Origin of the sequence: Gordonia sesuvii (assembly GCF_036350415.1) — a bacterium.
Classification (GTDB): Bacteria; Actinomycetota; Actinomycetes; order Mycobacteriales; family Mycobacteriaceae; genus Gordonia; species Gordonia sesuvii.
Map to the genome: position 1 here is coordinate 157006 of NZ_JAZDUF010000008.1, position 21351 is coordinate 178356.

The following is a 21351-nucleotide window of genomic DNA, read 5'->3' on the forward strand; positions in this document are numbered from 1 at the left end:
GATCTCGTGTCCCCCAGCGTGCGTGAATACACCACCATCAGCCATCCCGAACCGAACACCCGGATCTGGCATGAGATCGACGGCGATGGCCGACCCGTCGTGCTGTTACACGGCGCGTTCTCCGGTGCGTCGTCGTGGGGTGGTCAGGTGCCGGCACTCGTAGAGGCGGGGTGGCGGGTGTTCTGTCCGGAACGTCATGGCCACGGGCACAGCCCGGACGTGACCGCCGAGTTCCACTACGCAGACATGGCCGACGAGACCATCACCTACCTCGACGAGGTCGTGGGTGGTCCGGCGGAACTGATCGGCTGGAGTGATGGGGCGGTGGTCGCCGTCCTGGTCGCGCTTCGTCGGCCCGACCTCGTCGGTCACCTGGTCCTCATCGGCCAGTACTTCAACAGTTATGGTCGTGCCACCGGCGGCATGCTCGACGCTCTCGAGACCGCGGACCAGGACACGGTGGATTTCTTTGCAGCAGAATATGCCTCGGAGTCACCCGACGGGGCAGACCACTTTCCGATCGTCTGGGACAAGACCATGGCGATGATCAGGTCGGAGCCCGAGATCGATCTGGCCGACCTGTCGGCGATCTCCGCGCCGACCTTGGTCATGCAGGGCGATCGCGACGAGGTGACCCTCGATCACAGTGTCAACGTGGCCGCCGCGATCACCGGTGCCCGGTTGTGTGTCATCCCCGGGTCGCACCTCATTCCGATCGAGGTGCCGCAGACCGTCAACAGTGTGCTGGTGCAGTTCCTGCAGGACTGAGGTGCAGTGTGACCCGATCTCGGTCACGCCGCGGCGGCGAGATGGACTGCAGGTAGCCAGTCCAGGCGCGGCGAATCGTCGGCGAGCAGTACCTGCCCTGCGGCAGAGGCGATATGGCTCACCTGATTGCGCGCGGGCTCCCAGTCGGCGGTCGGGTCGAGCCGACCCAGAACCACGACGACGAACCGGCCGTGCGGGCCGATGACGCCGGCGCTGTGCAGTTGAGCGCTGTCATCGACGCAGCACATCCAACCCTGCTTGGCGGCAACGGCATCGGTGAGTCCGGGAGCGAGTAGTCCGAAGTCCTGCGCGAAGCCGTCCGCGGCCACGGGTGGTGCGCTCGCGAGTGCGGCGATTACGAGGTCGCGGTCCGGCGGGGGCATCTCGAGAACGTAGTCGAGGAGAGTCGCGGTGGACGACGCCGTGATGGTCGCCTGCCCCCAGTAGTCGACGTCGGGTGGCGGTGCGATGCCCTCGAGGCCGAGGCGCCCTGCGACGCGTCCGATGGCGCCCATGCCGTCGAACCGCGTCCACAGTTCGTTCATCGCCTGATCGTCGCTGACACTCAGCGCTCGAGTGATCAGCTGTACGTCGCGGGCGCCGATCGCAAGGCCTTCCTCGCGCCGGCGATCCAGGATGTCCACCACGACGACGAGCTTGACCAGTGATGCGGACAGTGTCGGTGTGGTGGCGGAGTCGGTGGTCGCGAGATGGTCGTTGCGGCGGTCGAGGATCGCGATGCGGGCGTCGACGCCGCCGGTCGCTGCCGCGGACTCCGCCGCCGTGAGCGCGGACTGCGCGAGTGTGGCGGGCGGTGCCTCCGGGAATGATCTGGTTGCCGTGGACTCGGGGTCGGTGGTCGGCAGTGCGACGAGAACAGCCGCCAGGACACTGACCGTCAACGTGGTGCCGAGTGAGTACAGCAGCCGTAGTCGCGTGACGCGTCGCGCGCTTCGCTGTGCCATCTTCTCGCCGCCTCTGTTCACCACTCGCGTCGACTGCCGGGACCTCGCAGTGGGGCGGCGGTCCGATCCGGCGCAGCGGTCAGAGCGTGCAACCCACTCATATCGGTCAACACCGCAAAGCGGTCCAGAGTTCCAGTTTTCCGGTGTGGAGTGGGTATCGATCATGTTTCGGGCAGGTGGCGCGGGTTCCTCCCGTTCCCTGCCCTTCGTGGCTCGTCGCTAGCGCTCCTCGCACCTCAGGGATCGGGGGTGGCGTCGGGACCAAATCGCGCACCGTCGTTGTTGTGCATGGTGACGCCGCAGCCAGCGGCGCCGAAGGAGGATTTGTGAGCACCGAATACCGCAAGACCGACGAGGCCGTCCGCGCCCTGTCCGACGCCCAGTACCGCGTCACGCAGCAGGATGACACCGAACCGGCCTTCCGCAACGAATACTGGGACAACCACGAGCCGGGCATCTACGTCGACGTCGTCTCTGGTCAGCCGCTGTTCTCGTCGACCGACAAGTACGACAGCGGGACCGGGTGGCCCAGTTTCACCCAACCCATCGACCCCGAGGCGGTCACCACGAAGACCGACCGGACCCTGTGGATGCGCCGCACCGAGGTGCGCTCGGCCGGCGCGGACAGCCATCTGGGCCACGTCTTCGGCGACGGGCCGCGTGATGCCGGCGGCCAGCGGTACTGCATGAACTCCGCGGCACTGCGGTTCATCCCGGTCACCGAACTCGAGTCGCAGGGCTACGGCGATTACCGCAGCCTCTTCGAGGGAACCCCTGACGACACCGACACCCCCGACAACAGTGAGGAGAACGCATCGTGACCACCGACACCGGACAGATCACCCGCCGACCCGGAACCGAGACGGCCGTCCTGGCGGGCGGCTGCTTCTGGGGTGTGGAAGACCTCATCCGCCGCCAGCCGGGAGTGCTCGACACCCGCGTCGGCTACACCGGCGGCAGCAACGAGCACGCCACCTACCGCAACCATCCCGGGCACGCCGAAGCCGTCGAGATCGTCTTCGACCCGACGCAGACCTCGTATCGGGACATCCTGGCGTTCTTCTTCCAGATCCACGACCCGACCACCCGGGATCGCCAGGGCAACGATGTCGGCTCGAGCTACCGATCGGCGATATTCCCGCTGACCCCCGAGCAGGAGCAGGTCGCACGGGACACGATCGCCGACGTCGACGCCTCCGGGCTCTGGCCCGGTAAGGCCGTCACGACGATCGAGCCGAGTGCCCCGTTCTGGCAGGCCGAACCGGAGCACCAGGACTACCTGCTGCGGTATCCGAACGGCTACACCTGCCACTTCCCGCGTGCGGGTTGGGTGCTGCCGAAGCGGCAGGACGCCGAGGCCTGACATCGTGGCGGTGCCCCATCGAGCCTCACCGGGTGCGATGGGCACCGTCGCCTCACGGCGTCGAGCGTCGCGCACGAAACAGGTACTGCCGGTACCTGGCACGACGAACCCTCCCGCACCGGCCGGGACACTCATAGCGTGGGAGCCATGAGTGTTCCCACATTGACCTTGAACAACGGCGTCGAGATCCCCGCACTCGGGTTCGGGGTGTATCAGACGCCGCCCGACGAGACAGCAACCGCTGTTCGGACCGCACTCGATGTCGGGTACCGCCACATCGACACGGCCGCCGCCTACCTGAACGAGCGAGGCGTCGGCGACGCGATCGCGCAGTCGGGAATCGACCGGTCCGAGGTGTTCCTCGAAACCAAGATCTGGATCACCGACTACGGCTATGACCAGACGCTGCACGCATTCGACAAGAGCGCAGGCAAACTGGGTGTGGAGCAGATCGACCTGCTGATCCTCCATCAGGCGCTGCCCGGTGAGTTCGAGCTGACCATCGACGCATACCGCGCGCTCGAGAAGCTCTACTCCGACGGCCGCGTCCGGGCGATCGGCGTCAGCAACTTCATGCCCGATCACCTGTCGCGGCTGCTGGAAGCGACCTCAATCGTGCCGGCGATCAACCAGGTCGAGGTGCACCCGTACTTCCAGCAGCGTGACGTTCTCGCCACCGACACTGAGCACGGTGTGCTGTCCCAGGCGTGGTCGCCGATCGGTGGGATCACCTTCTATCGCGACGGGTCGGCCGGTTCCACTCTCGACGATCAGGTCATCGGCACCATCGCCGCTGCCCACGGGAAGACCGCAGCACAGGTCATGCTGCGGTGGCACCTGCAGCAGGGGCGCCAGGCGATCCCGAAGTCGGTGACGCCGGCCAGGATCGCGGAGAACTTCGACATCTTCGACTTCGAGCTGACCGATGCCGAAATCGCCGAGATCGATGCACTCGACACCGGCGTGCGCGGTGGCCCCGAGCCGGAGCAGATCACCCGCGAGAACTTCGGCCTGGACATCCCGGAAGCATGACGGCCATTCCTGTTGGCCCCCTTGTTGAATCGATAGACCTGGAAGAGACGCGATGAAAGCAACCCTGATGTACGGCCCCGGAGACGTTCGAGTCGAGAACGTCGCCGATCCCAAACTCCACCAGCCCACCGACGCCATCGTGCGGGTGGTCCAGACCTGCGTGTGCGGGTCGGACCTGCACCCCTATCACTCGATGGATGGCACCGCGGACGGCGTGCCGATGGGGCATGAGTTCATCGGCGTCATCGAGGAGACCGGGACAGAGGTCTCGTCACTGGCCAACGGAACGCTGGTCATCGGTACCTTCTCCTTCCAGGACAACACCTGTGTGTTCTGCCGGGATGGGTTCCAAACCGCCTGCGTCAACGGCGGGTTCTACGGAACGTCGGACGTTCCCGGCGCGCAAGCGGAGTATGTCCGGGTGCCGTTCGCCGAGGGCAGCCTGGTGCCGGTGCCCGACGTCAACGAACACAGTGACCTCATCCCGAGCCTGCTCACGCTGTCCGACGTCTATCTCACCGGCTATCACGGCGCCCACATGGGTCGTGTCGAGAAGGGCACGACCGTCACCGTCATCGGTGATGGCGCGGTGGGACTTTCGGCCGTGCTGGCCTCCCGCGAACTCGGCGCCGAGCAGATCATCCTGATGGGGCGACACACCGATCGCACCGATCTCGGAAAAGAGTTCGGTGCCACCGACGTCGTCGCCGAGCGCGGCGATGAGGGCGTGGCCAAGGTGATGGATCTGACCAACGGTGAGGGCAGCCACGTCGTCATCGAAGCAGTCGGTCACATGCCGGCCTACGAGCAGGCGTACGGCGTCATCCGTCCGGGCGGCATCATCTCCCGGGTGGGCGTGCCCCAATACGAGAAGGCGCCAGTCGGTTTCGGTTCCATCTTCGGAAAGAACGCCGCGGTCACCGGCGGTCCGGCGCCGGTGCGCGCGTACATCGACGACGCCATCCCGCTGGTGCTGGAGGGAAAGATCAAACCGGGCAAGGTGTTCGACCAGAGCGTCGCGCTCGACCAGGTCGCCGACGCCTACGCGAAGATGGATTCGCGGGAGGCGCTGAAGGTTCTGCTGAAGCCGTAACGCCACATCGCTGTCAACGACGAAGTCCGGCGCGGGTCGCTCCGGGAACGCGGGTCGTCCTGGGAGCCGCGGGTGGGTTCGGGTCCCGCGGTTCGTCGGCGGCCCGCGTGACCCGAGTGGGCTCGCGTGACCGGCGACAGCCCGCGTACAGCTCAGTCGAGTCGGGGCATCGCAGCGGCGAACAGCTCGATGATCTTCTCGGGTTCCGTGATGCCGGTGGCGAAGACGTAGGCGGCGGTGAAGCCCAGGCCGGCCATCTCGTTGGCCTTCGCGACGACATCGTCGACGGTGGTGCTCGGGTCGATGGGGAAGATGGTGGTCTTGTCGATCTCGGCGTAGTCGCGGCCGACATCGTCGCAGTGGCCGCGCAGCACCTCGAGCTTGTGGGCGGCGTCCGGCCCGGCGAAGATGTTGCACGCATCGGCGTACTGCGCCACGAGGCGCAGCGTCTTCTTCTCGCCGGAACCGCCGATCATCAGATACGGGCTCGGAGTGCTCAGCGCCTGAGGCGAATTGAGTGTGCGGGTCAGGTGATAGTGCTTGCCGTCGAACGGTTCCTCCGAACCCGACCACATCTGCCGGCAGATCTGCACCGTCTCCTCGAGGCGTTCGAAGCGCTCGGCGGTCGGCGGGAAGTCGAAACCGAGACCCTCGGATTCCTCGTCGTTCCACGCAGCCCCGATACCGAGGCCGGCCCTGCCGCCGGACAACACGTTCAGCGTCGTCACCGCCTTGGCCAGGAGCGCGGGTTCGCGGTACGTGACACCCGTGACGAGGGTGTGCAGCAAGGAGTGTTCGGTGTGGGCGGCGATGAAACCGAGGGCCGAGTAGGCCTCGAGCATGTCGTTCTCGACGGGACCAACGGGTCGGATCTGCCAGAAATGGTCCATCACGCTGATCCGGCGCACCCCGATCGCCTCCGCGTCGCGAACGTGCTTGCGCAGAGCGGACCCGAGTTCGGGGGCGCCGCCGGTCCAGGTGAAATCAGCGATGTGCAAAGCGAGTTCCATGTTTCCCACGCTACGGCGCTGATTCCGCGCGAGGGAGGTTCTGTCAGTACCGGAACTGGCTTCAGGTCCGTCGTCGAGCGCCGGGCGTCAGCGCGTGCGCGCCGTAGCTGTTGTCCTCGGGGTTGACCGTTACCCCGGGCGCGACGAGCCCGTCGATGCGATCGAGGACCTCCGCCGAGAGTGTGATCTCGGTGGCCGGCAGATACGACTCGAGCTGTTCCATGGTGCGCGGCCCCACGATTGCCGAAGTGACACCGGGATGATTGATCACGAAGGCGATCGCCAGGTCGATCAGCGCCATGTCGTTCTTCTCCGCCAGCAGCGCCAGCTCCTCGACGATGTCGAGTTTGCGCTGGTTGGCCGGAGTGGACATGTCGAACCGGGCACTCGGACGAGCGCTCGAGGCCGGGGTGGATGCCGCATCCTTACGCCACCGCCCCGACAACCAGCCGCCGGTGAGCGGGCTGTAGGTGAGGGTGCCCATGCCGTGGCGCCGAACAGCGGGGAGGACGTCCTCCTCGATTCCGCGGACGAGAATCGAATAGGGGGGCTGCTCGGTGACGAACCGCGCGAAGTGATTCTCCTTGGCCGCCCACTGGGCCTCGACGATCTGCGAGCCGGAGAACGACGACGACCCGATGTAGCGGACCTTGCCCTGCGTGACCAGGTCGGTCAGGGCGCCGAGGGTCTCCTCGATGTCGGTGTCCGGACTCGGCCGGTGGACCTGGTACAGGTCGATGTGATCGGTGTTCAGCCGACGCAGTGAATCCTCCACCGCTCGCATGATCCAGCGGCGTGAACTGCCGCCCTGATTGGGATCGTCACCCATCGGCATGAAGAACTTCGACGCCAGGAACACGTCGTCGCGCCGGCCTCGGAGCGCCTCGCCGACGATCTCCTCAGAGCCTCCCGCGGAGTAGAAGTCCGCGGTGTCGACGAAGTTGATGCCGGCGTCCAGCGCCGCGTGGATGATCCGGATCGAGTCCTGCTTGTCGTCGTTGCCCCAGGGCCCGAACATCATCGCTCCCAGGCACAGTGGGCTGACCTTGACACCGGTACGGCCGAGCGGACGGTACTGCATGTGTGACCTTCTCTCGTCGAATGGCTACCTCTCCGACGCTAGGCTCGGCGGGACCTCTCAGGGAGGGGCTGTCATTACCGGGATGAGAATGCCTGGCGCTTCCCTCGTCGGCTGTCGGCGTTTACCCTGGTCAGTGACGTGACCGGTCGCCGGTGACCGGTCCTGATCGGATCGAGGTACCGATGAGAATCTCGGACATTCTGCGACACAAGGGTTCCGATGTCGCATCAGTCGGCCCCGATACGTCGATGCCCGACCTGATCGCATTGATGCACGACCGGAACATCGGCGCCGTCGTGGTGACCGACGCGGACCGCGCCGTCGGCATCGTCTCCGAGCGCGACGTGATGCGCGGTCTGCGCAGCCGCGGTGCCGCGCTACTCGATGCGTCGGCGGGTGACATCATGACCACAACCGTGCAATTCTGCGACCCCCAGGACACGGTCGACTCACTGGCCGAGACGATGACCGAACGGCGGATCCGCCACATCCCGGTCCTCGATGACGGGCGACTCGCAGGCATCGTCAGTATCGGTGACGTGGTGAAGAGCCGTATCACCCAGCTCGAAGAGGACCGCCAACAACTCGAGTCATACATCGTTCAAGGCTGAGCCTCGCGGGTGTGACAGCGCCTTCGGCCGGCAGACGAACGCGGTGACCACCACGACGCCGGCGCCGAGCGCAAAGGCGAAGTGCGCGGAGAAGAGGTCGGCGCTGCCGCCGAGCAGTGCGGCCGCGAGCGGTCGGGATCCGACGAAACCGACCATCCACAACGCCATGATGCGGCCACGCAGCGCCTCCGGTGCGCGTTGCTGAACCACTGTGCTGAGCCCGGTCATCGCGACACCGAAACCGCATCCGGCGATGGCGAATCCGATCATGGCCAGTCCGACATTCGTACTCACCGCGAGCAGTCCGTTGCCGAGGGCGAGCGCGCACAGACCGATCGAGGCAGTCGTCGGTGCACTCGGTCGACCCCGCAGCGCGGCGAGGAGTGCGAGGGAGATCGCCGCCCCGACGCCGAACGCCGCGGACAGTTGCCCGACGAGTTGGGCCCCACCACCGACCTCCTCGGCCATCGACGGCGCGAGCGTGATCGCCGGATCGGACGCGAAGCCGACCGTCGCGACCGCGATGAGGGCGAACAACAGCGGACGGTCCTGCCACACGTGGCGAAGCGCCACTCGCACGCGGAAGTCCTGGCCGGCCTTCCGCGGTGCCGGGCGCGGAAACCGCACCACTGCCAGCATCACGGCGAAAGCGAGGCTCAGTGCCGCACTCACGCCGAAGGCCCACGCGGGTCCGACGTGCGCCGCGATGAACGCACCGGTGATCGGACCGACGATGCGGCCGATGGTCATCGGCACGGAGTTCAGCGCCATCGCGGTGGGCAGTTCGCCGGTTCGGATCAGGCTCGGAACAATTGACTGCATGGCCGGACCGCCGACGACGAATCCGATCCCCACGACGAACGAACCGATGAGAACGACGGCGGTCACCGTACTCGGTCCGGCATCGTGCAGGACTGCCAGCAGCACCGCGATCGTTCCGGAACCGATGGCGCACAACACTCTTCCGATGATCACCTGACGTGCCGGGTTGCCGCGGTCGGCCCACTTGCCGCTTGTCGGGCTCAGGATCAGCTGCGGCCCGAACTGAACGACACCGACCAACCCGACCATGAGAGCGGATCCGGTGGCATCGAAGATCACCAGCGCGGCGACAAGACTGTGTGTCCAGACGCCGATGACCGACAACATCTTTCCCCAGAACAGGGTGCCGAACAGGCGATCCACCAGCAGCGGAAGGGGGCCGCGTGGTGAGATTCCCGGACGAGTTCGCGTCGCAGCGGTCATATGGAAGCGGCCCGCTCGAGATCGTCGCCGAGTCGCTCGAGCAGCGAGATCAGCGTTCCCAGATCGTCATCCGACCAATGCGCGACGGTGTCGGCGATCATCTGATGCCGTCGCTCGGTGATCCGTGCCAACTCATCGCGGCCGGCATCCGTCAGGGTCAGATCGCAGCGCCGTTGATCGGATACCGACGGAGACTTGGCCATGAGGCCGGCGGACACCAGAGCAGCGACGGTACGACTGGCCGTCGAATGCTCGACCGCCATGTGGTCGGCGACGTCGCTGACCGACGCGCCCGCGCCGGCGCCCTGGCGCTGCTCTACGGCCCGCAGCGCACGCACCGTGGAGATCGAGGTGGTGCCGTCGCCCCCGGCGAGAACGCGGCGACGCCAGCTGGGGCGTTGCCGTACTTGCTGGATGCGTGTGAGCACATCGTCGAGCGTGTCGGGGAGTGAAGGGGCGTCAGGCACAGATATATGTGTAGCACATGCATATAAGAAGTTCGAACTGCTAACGGTCGACGGCGGGCATCGTTGCAGGCCACGCACAATGACTGCCGGAGGGAACCCTGTGGGCCCCTCCGACAGTCGGCGACATCTCTGAGCTACTGGTGCGCCAACTCCTTGAGCTCCGGCGCGACCCGACCACCGAGCTCGGCCGTCGGCACGTCCTTGGTCTCGCGGGCGGTCAGTGCGGCGCCGGCCGAGATGAGGCAGACGACCGCGGTGAACAGGCTGATGACCACCCAGCCGCCTTCACGGACACCGCCGAGGGCGGTCACGATCGACGGGGCGAAACCAGCCATCAGGAAGCCCAGCTGCGTGCCGATCGCCATGCCGGAGAAGCGGACCTCGGTGGAGAACATCTCACCGTAGAACGACGGCCACACGGCGTTCGCGGCGCCATAGCCACAGGAGAAGGTGGCCACTGCGAGGACGAAGGTCAGCAGATGATTACCGTCCGACATCGACAGCATGTAGAAGGGCATCAGGACCGCCGACGACAGTGCGCCGTAGATGAACACGGGCTTGCGTCCGATCCGGTCGGCGAGCTTGCCGAAGAACGGCTGGGTGAGGAGCGCGAACACGTTGGCGACGACGACCAGCCACAGGGTGATGTCGGTGTCGAGGCCGACCTCTTCGCCGTAAGCAAGGGCGAGATTGGCGAAAACCGTTGAGACCGCTGCGATGAACGCACACAGGATCACCCGCAGCACGGCGCGCCACTCGTAGCGGATCAGCGGGACCAGCGGCATCTTCGCGATGGTTCCGGCCTCTTTGGCCTCGGTGAACTGCGGTGTCTCGTGCAGCTGACGGCGGATGAAGTAGGCGACCACCACGACGACGGCCGACAGCCAGAACGGGACGCGCCAGCCCCAGGTGTACTTCGCCTCGTCGGGCAGCGCCATAAACGGAATCATGATGAGCGAGGCGAGGATCAGTCCGCCCTGCGTGCCGGTCAGCGTCCATGACGTGTAGAAGGCGCGTTGGTGATCGGGAGAGTGCTCCAGGGTCAGCGAACTGGCGCCGGCCTGCTCACCGGCGGCCGAGAGACCCTGCATCAGGCGGCACAGCACGAGTAGTACGGGTGCCAGCCAGCCGATGGTGTCGAAGCTGGGCAGGCAGCCGATGATGAAGGTGGACAGGCCCATCAGCACGAGGGTGAACATCAGCACCCGTTGCCGGCCGATGCGGTCGCCGAAGTGTCCGAGGATGACCGCGCCGACCGGGCGGGCGATGTAGGCGAAACCGAATGTCGCAAACGACATCACCAACGATGCCTCGTTGTCCGAGGGGAAGAACACGTGCGGGAAGATCAGCGCGGCCGCGGTACCGAAGAGGAAGAAGTCGTAGTACTCGACGGCGCTGCCCATGAAGCTGGCCAGGGCTGCGCGTTTCGGCGTTCGTTCCGGAGCGGACTCCGGTTGGGGTACGGCGGTTGAGGTCATTGGGGGGACTCCTTTGTCTGATTCTGCTCGGCAGTCGAGGTCAGTGGGCGCGGTTTTCGACCAACTGGCGGAAATGGCGGGACATGCGATCGGCATCGGGGGTGATCCCGGTGATCAGGGCGAAGGCGTCGACGGCCTGATGGACGGCCATGTGCCCACCGTCGAGGGTGCGGCAGCCGGCCGCACGCGCGGCCTGCAGCAGCTCGGTGTCCAGGGGGCGGTACACGATGTCCGCCACCCAGAGGTCGGTGTGCAGCAGCGCCGGGTCGAACGCGACACCGGGATGCTCGGCCATGCCGGTCGGGGTGGCGTGGACGACACCGTCGCTGTCGGGCAGGAGGACCGAGAGCTTGTCGAACGACGACGCGTCCACCTGGGCCGCGGGGTGGCGCTGTGCCAGTTCCCGTGCGAGTGACGATGCGCGATCGACGTCGAGGTCGACGACCGTCAGGTGTCGGCAGCCGAGTCGCAGCAGCGCATCGGCGACCGCGGTGCCCGCCCCGCCGGCCCCGATGAGCACGACGGTGTCCAGATCGGCGTCCGGCAGCCCCTCGGTGAATCCGTGGGCGAATCCGGTGGTGTCGGTGTTGTGTCCGACGGTGCCGTCATCGGTGAACAGCACGGTGTTCACGGCGCCCAGCTGCTGCGCGACGGGGTCGACCCGGTCGAGGTGGCGCAGCACGATCTGCTTGCACGGGTGGGTGACGTTGACCGCGTCGAACCCGAGTGCCCGCGCCCAGCCCAGAACCTCACCGATGCGATCGGGTGCGATGTCGAGTGCGGCGAGGTCGATGGGCCGGTAGACGTAGTCGAGCCCCTGGGCGCGACCCTCGGCCATGTGCATCGCCGGGGTCAGGGAAGGCCCGACGCCGGTGCCGATGAGGCCGACGAGGTGGCTGGTCGTGCGGTGGGTCATACTCGATCTCCGTAATGTACGAACTAGTACGTTCGTAAAAGTAGAGCACTGTGGTCCGCATCGCGTCAAGGGGAAATGTGTGATCGGGCTCTCCGCGGTCGAGTGCACGGAGCGTGCGTGCCCGCGGAGGGAGGCCGAGCTGCGGTGCCGCGACCTGGCGCTGATGCCTGGCGGCTATCTGGCTCTACTGTCGGTTGGTGAGCCAGCCGACGACGACGTCGCCGATCATGTGCCGAAGATGGGCACGCTGCGACGTGTCGGCCAGGTCGACGTCGAAGAGGTAGCCGAACGTGTACTTGTTGGCGACCTGGAACACGCAGTACGAACTGATCACCAGGTGGACGTCGAGCGCGCTGACGTCATCGCGGAACACGCCGGTCACGCGCCCGTCGCGCAAGATCTCGTCGAGCAGCGACGTCGCGGGTGCGGACAGCTGCGGGAGGTCGGCGAGTCGCCGGATGAACTCGCCACGGTGGATGTTCTCGATCGACACGAGCCGGATGAACTCGTCGTGCGCGATGTGGTGATCGAAGGTCACCTCGGCCAGCCGCCGAACGGCCTCGACCGGATTCTTGTGATTGACCTGCAGTTTTTGCTCGGCGTCGCGGATGCCCCGATAGGCCTTCTCCAGGACGGCGAGGTAGAGCTGCTCCTTGCCGCCGAAGTAGTAATAGATCATCCGCTTCGTCGTCCGGGTGCGTTCGGCGATCACATCGACACGAGCGCCCGAGTAGCCCGACTCGGCGAACACCTCGGTCGCCACGGCCAGCAACTCACTGCGCGTGCGCTCGGCATCGCGCTGGAGTTCGGATTTCGGCTTGGCGGCCACGTCGGCTGACTCTACTGGCAAATCCGACATCGGTTCACGCGGATACCGGGTCCGACTCACGAATCGGTACATTGCGGGCCGGTCATTCCGGGTAGGGGATGCCGTCTCGACCGGCACAATGGCCACATGATCCGGATGGCCACGATCGGCACGAGTTCCATCACCCGCACCTTCCTGGACGCCGCATCCGCAGTGGACGACGTCGACGTCACCACCGTCTATTCGCGCGATGCGGACCGCGCCGCCACGTTCGCGGCCGAGACGTCGATCGCCGGATCGACCGACGATCTCGACGGCCTGCTCTCCTCGTCGACGATCGACGCGGTCTACATCGCCTCGCCCAACGGCATCCACGCCGAGCAGGCGATGCGGGCGGTGCGCGCGGGCAAGCATGTCCTGCTGGAGAAACCGGCGGTGCCGACCACAGCGGAGTTCACCGCGCTTGTCGATCAGGCGCGCGACCACGGCGTCGTCGTGCTCGAGGGCATGCGCAATGTCCACGACCCGGCACTGCGCGCGATCAAGGATCTGATCGGGTCGCTCGGACCGGTGCGACGTGCTTCCTTCTCGTACTGTCAGCGGTCCGCGCGCTACGACAAGGTGCTCGCCGGCGAACGGGTCAACATCTTCGATCCGGCGCTCGCCGGCGGTGCGTTGATGGACCTGGGTGTGTACGCGATCTCGGCCATGGTCGAGTTCTTCGGCAGACCGCGGCGGGTCGTCGGCGCGTCGGTGCCGATCGCCGGTGGGGCAGATGGTGCGGGCAGTGCACTGGCGATGTACGACGGGCTCGTCGTCGACCTCTCGTACTCCAAGATAACCGCATCGCAGCGACCGGACGAGATCCAGGGCGAACTCGGGACGCTGACGTTCGACCATGTTGCCCAACCGACCGCCGCCCAGATCCGGCTACACGACGGCACGGTCACCGACCACGCCTTCGACGGTCCGGCGAACAACATGGTCCACGAGATCCGCAGATTCTCCGAGATCATCAGTGGCGCAGCCGATCCCACGGTCGACCACGAGCGCACGGCCGGTGTGCTCGACGTGGTCGAGATGATTGGTCAGCCGCAGGTGGGCTGAGCCCTCAGCCCGGCACCTGCCGTTCGGTGAGCTGCTTCTCCTGGCTGGCCGCCCAGGACGCCAACAGCTTCAGTCCGTCGGCGGTGGGGGTGCCTGCCGCGGCGGTGTAGATGTTGAGGTTCAGCCCCGGTTCCGACGGTAACTCCATCCCCTCGAAATCGAGTTCGAGCTGTCCGACCGCGGGATGGCGCAACCGTTTACGGCCGCTGCGGTGGAACCGGACGTCTTGCGATGCCCACCGCTGCCGGAACAGTTCGCTGCGCGTCGACAGTTCACCGACCAGCGCGACGAGGGCCTTGTCGTTCGGGTTCTTGCCCGCCTCCAACCGGAGCATCGCGGCCGCGTCCTTCGCGATCTGGTCGTAGTCGACGAAGAACTCCCTGGCCTCCTCCGGATGCAGGTAGACGAACCGCGTCGTGTTCGCCGGTCTGCGCGGGTCGGCCAGCACAGGGGAGTACAGCGCCCGCGCCAGGTCGTTCATCGCGATGATGTCGTGGCGCCCGTTCCGCACCCACGCCGGGGCCCCGCTGATGGCGTCGAGGACCTGCTGAACGGCCGGGCGCACCGACACCGCCGTGCTCTTGGTGCGACGACGGCTGCCGGACTGGGATTGCCGCGCGAGCGCATAGAGGTGCTCCCGCTCGGCTTCGTCGAGGTGCAGGGCGTTGGCCAGGGCGTCGAGGACGCTGTCCGACGCCCCGCCGAGGTTGCCGCGTTCCATCCGGACGTAGTAGTCCACCGAGACACCGGCGAGCATCGCCACCTCTTCCCGCCGCAACCCCTTGACCCGGCGATTGCCGCCGTAGACGGGCAGACCCGCCTGCTCGGGGGTGATACGCGCGCGGCGCGAGCTGAGGAACTCGCGGACCTGGGTGCGGAGATCGGTGGTGCTCATGATTCCCACGGTATGCCCGGTACGGGCGTTCGAGGAGGTACTGGCGTTACCCCGAACCCGGGGGCTCCCTCGCCGTTTCGGGAGGCTCGGCAGGGTTCGACGACAACGCCACCACCCGACGGTCAGTGCTGACCGGTACTGTCGTCGCATGCATTGCGTGGTCGTGGGTGGGGGATTGGCCGGGCTGGCCTCGGCGGTATGGCTGACCGAGGCCGGGCACCGGGTCACCGTGTTGGAGCGCCGCGGTTCGCTCGGCGGGCGGACCATCGCGATGCCCGTGGCCGCCGTCGACGATGTGCCCGACAACGGGCAGCACGTCTTCGCCAGCGGCTACGAGCACCTCATGCGATACCTCGACAGCGTGGGCACCCGCGAACACGTCCGCTTTCCCGGTCACATGACAGTCCGCCTGCCCGGTGGCGACACCCGCCGGTCGTCGTTTGCCGGTGTCGCCGGGCTGCGCGCCGCCATCGGTGATCTGCCCGGGGTCACCGGACTGGATCGGCTGCGAACCGCCCGCGCGCAGGCGACGTTGATCAGACAGGCGCTCCGACAGCCGGATTGGCTCGACGACATCACCGCCGACGAATGGTTCCGTCGGATCGGGATGCCGCAGTCGGCGCGCGATGCGTTGTGGGACGGGATCGTGATCGGCCTGACCGGCGACAAACCGACCATCTCGTCGGCGAAGGTGCCGGCCGACCTGCTGGTCACCGGGATGCGCCGGGCCCGCGCGACGAAGACCCCGATCTCGATCGGCTACCCGAGTGTGGATCTCGACACCCTCTTCGTCGACGGCGCGCAGAAGGTGTTCGCCGACAACGGGGTCGACATCCGGCATCGGGCCGTCGTCGCGTCGGTCGACGTCGCCGATGGCGCCGTCACCGGGGTGACCCTGACCGACGGTGAGCGGGTCCCGGCCGATGCGGTGATCTGTGCGGTGCCGGTGTGGAGCGTGAAAGGGCTGCTCGACCAGGTGCCCGGGCACGAGAAGATCTACGCCGCCGTCGAGCAACTCACGCCGGTCCCGATCGTCAGCGTCAACCTCTATCTCGACCGGTCGATCGGCATGGCCGACTGGGGCGAGATCCTCCTCGGTGGCGAGGGGGTGCTGGAGCAGGTGTGGGACCGCCAGCGGATGCACGGCCGCGACCCGCAGCGCCATCACCTCTACTCGACCACCGTGTCCGCCGCCTACGACCTCACCGGCAAGTCGAACGCCGAGATCACCGACATCCAGATGGACATGCTGCGCCGGTACTTCCCGGCCGCCCGCGACGCCGAGATCGTGCACAGCCACGTGGTGCGGATGCCGAAATCCACATTCGCCCAGCGCCCCGGGACAGCGGGTATCCGGCCAGATCAGCGGACATCGGTGCGCGGACTGGCGCTGGCGGGCGATTGGACGCGTACCGACTGGACCACCACCATGGAAGGCGCGTGCCAGAGTGCGGCACGCGCGGTCGAGATCGTCCTGGAAGGTGCCGGACGGGTCTGACGGGCCGCCGAGCACGAGGTGGGGGAATCCATGAGATTCGGTTTCGCGATGCATGGCAGTCGCGGTGACGTCCAGCCGGGGGTCGCCGTGGCGAGTGCGCTGGCCGAACGCGGCCATGACGTGACCGTCGCCGCTCCGGAGGACATCGCCCCCGCGGTGAGCCGCACCGGCCTGCCCACCAAGGTGCTGTGCCCGGACAACTCCGAACTGCTGCGCAGTCCGCTGGTGAAGGAACGCCTCAAGAGCAAGAATCCGTCGGTGCGTCTCAAGGCCCTCGGGGAGATCTCCGCGTTCGGGGCGGAGATGTCCGAGCAGGTCATGCGTGAACTCGCCGACGACGCCGACGTGCTGGTGACCGGCTTGCTCGCCCAGGAACGCGCCGCCACGGTGGCCGAGTTCGCCGGCGCGACGTTCGTCCCGCTGCACTACTGCCCGATCCGGGCGAACACCTCGGTCGACGTGTTCGGCGGTACCCCGCGGTGGGCGCGGCGTGCGCTGTGGTTCATCGGCGATCAGGTCAACTGGCTGACCGTGCGCAAGCGCGACAATGATCTCCGCCGACGTCTCGGATTGCCGTCGGCCCGTCGTCCGCTGCCGCGTCGGATCAGTGTCGCCGGCACTCCCGAGGTACAGGCATACGACGCGGCGGTTTTTCCCGGTCTCGCCGACGAGTGGCCGGCGCGGCGTCCGTTCACCGGGGCGCTGATACCCGACGAGCAGACGCGCAAGGCGTTCAACGGTGATCATGGCGCCGCGACCGACGACACCATCGCGTGGGCGGGCGCCGACGGCGCACCCGTGTACGTGGGGTTCGGCAGCATGCCGATCGAGCGTGAGCGCCTCGAGCACATCGTCGAGTCGCTGGTGGGGCTCGGATTACGGGTCATCGCGCACACCGACCACGATGTGCCCGGCGGCGACGCCGTACTGCGCGTCGCCGGAGCGCTCGACCACGAGGCGCTGTTGCCGCATTGCCGTGGTGCGGTCCACCACGGCGGCGCCGGCACCACATCCGCGGTCGCCCGCGCCGGTATCCCCGCGGTCATCGGCTGGCTCAGCGCAGATCAGCCGATGTGGACGGCCGCCCTCCGACATCTGGGTGTCGGCGGGGGCCGACGACTGAAGTCACTCGAGACGGACGATCTGCGGTTGCTGCTCGACGACCAGGTGATCGGTGCGGCGGCGGAGCTCGCGACGCGGCTGACCCCACCCGACGTCGCGGTGGCGCGATGCTGTGACGCGCTGGAGGCCGCCGCGAACTGACCCGGCCCGCTCGCGGTCGACCGGTGTCGGATTCGACCGGATCCCGGCGACTTCCGCGATACGCTGGGAAAGCACCGACAAGCGCGCCAGCGCGATCGAGGCACACCTATGGCCGAGTACGATCCGCACACCACACAGCGCGATGTCGTTCCCGACATCGCCGGAGAACTCGTGAGTGCGGGATTCACCGATGCGGTGCTCATCGGGTCCGGAGGCTTCGGCGCGGTCTACCGCTGTAGCCAGCCCGACCTGGATCGCACGGCCGCGGTCAAGGTCCTCACCGATCATCTGGACGAGGAGAACCTCGAGAGATTCGTGCGCGAACAACGCGCCATGGGTCGGCTGTCGGGGCACCCGAACATCATCAACATCCTCGAAGTCGGCGCCACCCCGGGCGGATTCCCATTCATCGTGATGCAGTTCCACCCGCACGACTCGCTCGACACCCGCATCCGCAAACACGGGCCGCTGGCCTGGCACGACGTCCTCCGTCTGGGTGTCAAGGTGTCCGGTGCGCTGGAGACGGCACACCGGTCGGGCACCCTGCACCGCGACGTCAAGCCCGGCAACATCCTGCTCACCGAATACGGCGAGCCACAACTCACCGACTTCGGGATCGCCCGGATCTCCGGCGGTTTCGAGACCGATGCCGACATGGTCACCGGGTCGCCGGCGTTCACCGCTCCCGAGTTGCTCTCGGGCACCGCGCCGTCGGTGGCGTCGGACGTCTACGGGCTGGGCGCAACGCTCTTCTGCGCACTGACCGGTCACGCCGCGTTCGAACGTCGCAGCGGCGAACAGGTTGTCGCGCAGTTCCTCCGGATGGCTGCGCAGCCCGTTCCCGACCTTCGGGAGGCAGGCATACCGGCGTCGCTGTCGCGGGCCGTCGAGTGGGCGATGGCCCGAGAACCGGACGACCGTCCCGCGACGGTCGCCGATTTCGGTGACGGCCTCCGCGATGTGCAGCGCGAACTCGGCCTGGCCGTCGACGAGATGGCCCTGCCACTCGCCACCACCGCCGATCCGATCGGCGGTGGTGGCGACCGTCGTATCCGTTCCGAGATCACCACCGCACCGCCGACACCGTCCACCAAGTTCCGTCCGCCGCTCCGTCCGCGGGCGCAGGTGCCGCGAGATCGGTTGATGGAGAGGCTACGAGCGGGTGAGCGCCGGCGTCTCGTGCTGATCCACGCACCGGCCGGCTACGGGAAGACCACCGTCGCCACCCAATGGGCCGAAGAACTGATCCGCGACGAGGTCACGGTGGCCTGGCTGACCGTCGACGACGACGACAACGATCTCGCCCGCTTCCTCGCGAACCTCGTGGAGGCGATCCGCCGTGCCTACCCCGTTGTGGTCGGTGATCTCGCCGACGTCGTCGAGGAACACGGCGCGAAGGCCGAACAATACGTCCTGACCTCGCTGATCAACGAGATCCACGCCCGCCACGAACGCATCGCGATCATCGTCGACGACTGGCACCGGGTGACCGACCCCGCTGCGATCGGCGCGATGGACTTCCTGCTCGAACGCGGATGTCATCACCTGCAGGTGATCATCACCAGCCGGTCCCGCTCCGGACTGCCCATCAGCCGGATGAGTGTGCGTGACGAATTGGTCGAGATCGACATCGCCGGACTGTGTTTCGACGCCGACGAGGCCCGGTCGTTCCTGCTCGACGTGGCCGGACTCGACCTCGGGCGTGACGAGATCACCGAACTGTGGAACTCCACGGACGGGTGGGTCGCCGCGCTGCAGTTGGTGTGCCTGTCGCTGCGCGGCGCGGAGTCGCCCGCCGAACTCATCAGCCACATCTCCGGACGCCACCACGCGATCGGCGATTTTCTCGCCGAGAACGTGCTATCGACCCTCGAACCCGAGATCCTGCACTTCCTGCTGACCGTGTCGCCACCGGAACGGATCTGTGCGGGTCTGGCGACCGTGCTCAGTGGTGAAGTCCGCGGTCAGGCACTTCTCGAGGACATCGAGGCCCGAGATCTGTTCCTACGCAGGGTCGATCACGACGGTGAATGGTTTCGATTCCACCCGCTGTTCCTCGAGTTCCTCCGGCGCCGCCTCGAACGTGACCAACCCGATTCGGTGATCGACCTGCACCGCAGGGCTTCTCGATGGTTCGCCGGGCACGGCATGGTCGCCGAGGCGGTGGGGCACGCTCTCGCCGCCGGTGACACCGATCGGGCCGTCGAGCTCGTCGAGGAAGACGGCCGCAGCCTGATCGAGCATGCCCACATGGCCACCCTGCTCGGCTTGGTGGACAAGCTGCCGCCGGCCGCCGTGGTCACGAGTCCGCGCGTGCAGTTGTTGTTGGCCTGGGCCAACGTACTGCTGCATCGCACCGAGATCGCCGAGGTTGCCCGGCGGCGTGCCGAGGCCGCGATCGCCGCGAAGGCGCCACCCGACGCCGAGGATATCCAGGTGGAGGCGAACGTGGTCGCGGCGTGCATCCACGCCACCGCGGATCGGCTCGAGGTACTCGACGAGCTGATTTCCGAGGCGATCTCCCGCCCGGCGACGCTGCCGCCGTTCGTCGCGTCGGTGGCGGCGAACATCGAGACGATGCATGCGACGACACGGTTCGACTTCGACGCGGCGCATCGATGGCAGGAATGGGCACGCCCGTACCACCAGCAGAACACCGGGCCGTACGCGGTCATGTACGGGTACGCCCTGGACGGCATCGCCTATTTCGAGCAGCTGGAGCTCGACCGCGCCGAGGAGTGCTTCCGCGATGCCGTGAAGGTGTCGGTGGTCACCGGGTCGGCCGCCAAGTCGCAGGCAGCCCGGCTGGCATGTGCGGTCCTGGCCGATGTGCTCTACGAGCGGGGGCGAACCGACGAGTCGAAGAAGCTGCTCGACGAAAGCTTCAAGCTCGGCGCCGAAGAGGGCGTCATCGACATGATCAAGGCGCGCTTCATCATCGGGGCGCGACTGGCGGTGAACGACGGCGATCGTGACGGTGCCGCAGCACTTCTCGACGAGGCCGCCGACATCGCGTACCGTCTGGACGCGCCTCGGTTGCGGGCGTTCGTGGAAGCCGAACAGGTGCTGCAGCGGCTGCCCGCACGGCGACCTGTTGTCGCTCGGGTCGACTACGCCACCAGGACATTTCCCACGTTCGGCGGCGACGCGATCGTGGCGCAACTCGATGCGGCGACGGCGATCCGGCTCCTGCTCGTCGAGGCCGACGACCTGGCAGACACCGACAACGAACGGGCCGCCGCGAATCGTGACATCGCGTGCCGGTGGATTCAGGAGTGGGTGGACCACCTGTCGGGCACCGGACGTGAGCGGGCGAAGCTTCGTGCTGAACGACTGCTGGCCGCATGCCTGTTCGCGGCGGGGCGGATCGACGACGCCGCACGTGTGGCCCGCGACCTCATTCGCCGTTGCGATCGGGCCGGGATGGTTCGCTACCCGGCCGACGGCGGCGCGGAGTTCTCGGCACTCGTGGACCGGATCGATCCAGGGACCTGATCCCGGCGAGACGCAGCCTTCGGTGTGGCAAATGTCTCTTTTGTCCCCGATGATCTGGTCGCCGATGGCCCGGTGCGTGTCTTCGCAGATCAGTGCGCCGATCCGCAATTCTGGGCCCATAGCCAGTGGTCGTCGCCATTTTAGGTTGACCTTGCACCGGCCGGACACGTCTGCGAACCTCGGTGATGCGTGTGGTGTGAAACCTTGCGCACAAGCGCGCGTAATAACAGCGAAACATGACAACAGAACACGGCGA

Annotated in this window: 19 protein-coding genes; 10 read left to right on the plus strand and 9 right to left on the minus strand. The window is 67.0% G+C overall.

Features of this window, described 5'->3' with window-relative positions; translation table 11 throughout:
* Positions 1-6 precede the first annotated feature (6 nt).
* Positions 7-768: an alpha/beta fold hydrolase gene (locus VZC37_RS22140; protein WP_330435839.1), complete on the plus strand. Its 762-nt coding sequence runs from the start codon at positions 7-9 to the stop codon at positions 766-768.
* A gap of 23 nt (positions 769-791) precedes the next feature.
* Here VZC37_RS22140 and VZC37_RS22145 read toward each other — a convergent pair whose 3' ends face one another.
* The gene (locus VZC37_RS22145; RefSeq protein ID WP_330435841.1) at positions 792-1733 is read right to left on the minus strand and encodes a serine hydrolase; all 942 of its coding nucleotides are present in this window, start codon (positions 1731-1733) and stop codon (positions 792-794) included.
* Positions 1734-2059: 326 nt separating this feature from the next.
* Between VZC37_RS22145 and msrB the strand changes: the two genes are divergently transcribed.
* The 4 genes from msrB (at position 2060) to VZC37_RS22165 (ending at position 5221) form a co-directional block, all read left to right on the plus strand.
* Positions 2060-2554: a peptide-methionine (R)-S-oxide reductase MsrB gene (gene msrB, locus VZC37_RS22150; protein ID WP_330435843.1), complete on the plus strand. Its 495-nt coding sequence runs from the start codon at positions 2060-2062 to the stop codon at positions 2552-2554.
* Positions 2551-3096 (plus strand): peptide-methionine (S)-S-oxide reductase MsrA, encoded by a 546-nt coding sequence (gene msrA / locus VZC37_RS22155; RefSeq protein WP_330435845.1) that lies wholly within the window; start codon positions 2551-2553, stop codon positions 3094-3096. Before msrB ends, msrA begins: the two co-directional genes overlap by 4 nt.
* 147 nt (positions 3097-3243) lie before the next feature.
* Complete coding sequence (locus VZC37_RS22160; RefSeq protein ID WP_330435848.1) at positions 3244-4128, plus strand: aldo/keto reductase; 885 nt, start codon at positions 3244-3246, stop codon at positions 4126-4128.
* Positions 4129-4180: 52 nt separating this feature from the next.
* Positions 4181-5221 carry an alcohol dehydrogenase catalytic domain-containing protein gene (locus VZC37_RS22165; protein WP_330435850.1) on the plus strand — a complete coding sequence of 347 codons (1041 nt, stop codon included), beginning with the start codon at positions 4181-4183 and terminating at the stop codon, positions 5219-5221.
* A gap of 152 nt (positions 5222-5373) precedes the next feature.
* Here VZC37_RS22165 and VZC37_RS22170 read toward each other — a convergent pair whose 3' ends face one another.
* Entirely contained in the window at positions 5374-6231 is an 858-nt protein-coding gene (locus VZC37_RS22170) for an LLM class F420-dependent oxidoreductase (protein ID WP_330435852.1), read from the minus strand.
* Between the two features lie 61 nt (positions 6232-6292).
* Complete coding sequence (locus VZC37_RS22175) at positions 6293-7312, minus strand: aldo/keto reductase (RefSeq protein ID WP_330435855.1); 1020 nt, start codon at positions 7310-7312, stop codon at positions 6293-6295.
* Between the two features lie 182 nt (positions 7313-7494).
* Between VZC37_RS22175 and VZC37_RS22180 the strand changes: the two genes are divergently transcribed.
* Positions 7495-7923 carry a CBS domain-containing protein gene (locus VZC37_RS22180; RefSeq protein ID WP_330435857.1) on the plus strand — a complete coding sequence of 143 codons (429 nt, stop codon included), beginning with the start codon at positions 7495-7497 and terminating at the stop codon, positions 7921-7923.
* On the opposite strand, the gene VZC37_RS22185 is transcribed toward VZC37_RS22180, so the two are convergent.
* The 5 genes from VZC37_RS22185 to VZC37_RS22205 all read right to left on the minus strand — a co-directional run bounded on the left by VZC37_RS22185 (position 7903) and on the right by VZC37_RS22205 (position 12858).
* Positions 7903-9168: an MFS transporter gene (locus VZC37_RS22185; RefSeq protein ID WP_330435860.1), complete on the minus strand. Its 1266-nt coding sequence runs from the start codon at positions 9166-9168 to the stop codon at positions 7903-7905. The genes VZC37_RS22180 and VZC37_RS22185 overlap by 21 nt on opposite strands.
* Entirely contained in the window at positions 9165-9635 is a 471-nt protein-coding gene (locus tag VZC37_RS22190) for a MarR family winged helix-turn-helix transcriptional regulator (protein ID WP_330435862.1), read from the minus strand. The genes VZC37_RS22185 and VZC37_RS22190 overlap by 4 nt, the downstream gene beginning before the upstream one ends.
* Before the next feature lie 134 nt (positions 9636-9769).
* Complete coding sequence (locus VZC37_RS22195) at positions 9770-11113, minus strand: MFS transporter (RefSeq protein WP_330435864.1); 1344 nt, start codon at positions 11111-11113, stop codon at positions 9770-9772.
* Between the two features lie 40 nt (positions 11114-11153).
* Positions 11154-12029: a shikimate dehydrogenase gene (locus tag VZC37_RS22200; RefSeq protein ID WP_330435866.1), complete on the minus strand. Its 876-nt coding sequence runs from the start codon at positions 12027-12029 to the stop codon at positions 11154-11156.
* A 184-nt stretch (positions 12030-12213) separates the two neighbouring features.
* Positions 12214-12858 carry a TetR/AcrR family transcriptional regulator gene (locus VZC37_RS22205; RefSeq protein ID WP_330435867.1) on the minus strand — a complete coding sequence of 215 codons (645 nt, stop codon included), beginning with the start codon at positions 12856-12858 and terminating at the stop codon, positions 12214-12216.
* Positions 12859-12984: 126 nt separating this feature from the next.
* Between VZC37_RS22205 and VZC37_RS22210 the strand changes: the two genes are divergently transcribed.
* On the plus strand, positions 12985-13944 hold the full coding sequence (locus VZC37_RS22210; protein WP_330435869.1) for a Gfo/Idh/MocA family protein: 960 nt from the start codon (positions 12985-12987) through the stop codon (positions 13942-13944).
* A gap of 4 nt (positions 13945-13948) precedes the next feature.
* On the opposite strand, the gene VZC37_RS22215 is transcribed toward VZC37_RS22210, so the two are convergent.
* Positions 13949-14839, minus strand: a complete 891-nt coding sequence (locus VZC37_RS22215) for a helix-turn-helix transcriptional regulator (protein WP_330435871.1) — start codon at positions 14837-14839, stop codon at positions 13949-13951.
* Positions 14840-14987: 148 nt separating this feature from the next.
* On the opposite strand from VZC37_RS22215, the gene hpnE reads away from it, so the two are divergent.
* The 3 genes from hpnE to VZC37_RS22230 all read left to right on the plus strand — a co-directional run bounded on the left by hpnE (position 14988) and on the right by VZC37_RS22230 (position 21095).
* Positions 14988-16337 (plus strand): hydroxysqualene dehydroxylase HpnE, encoded by a 1350-nt coding sequence (gene hpnE / locus VZC37_RS22220; protein WP_330435873.1) that lies wholly within the window; start codon positions 14988-14990, stop codon positions 16335-16337.
* A gap of 30 nt (positions 16338-16367) precedes the next feature.
* Entirely contained in the window at positions 16368-17600 is a 1233-nt protein-coding gene (locus VZC37_RS22225) for a glycosyltransferase (RefSeq protein ID WP_330435875.1), read from the plus strand.
* Between the two features lie 108 nt (positions 17601-17708).
* Entirely contained in the window at positions 17709-21095 is a 3387-nt protein-coding gene (locus tag VZC37_RS22230) for a protein kinase domain-containing protein (RefSeq protein WP_330435876.1), read from the plus strand.
* Positions 21096-21351: the final 256 nt, after the last annotated feature.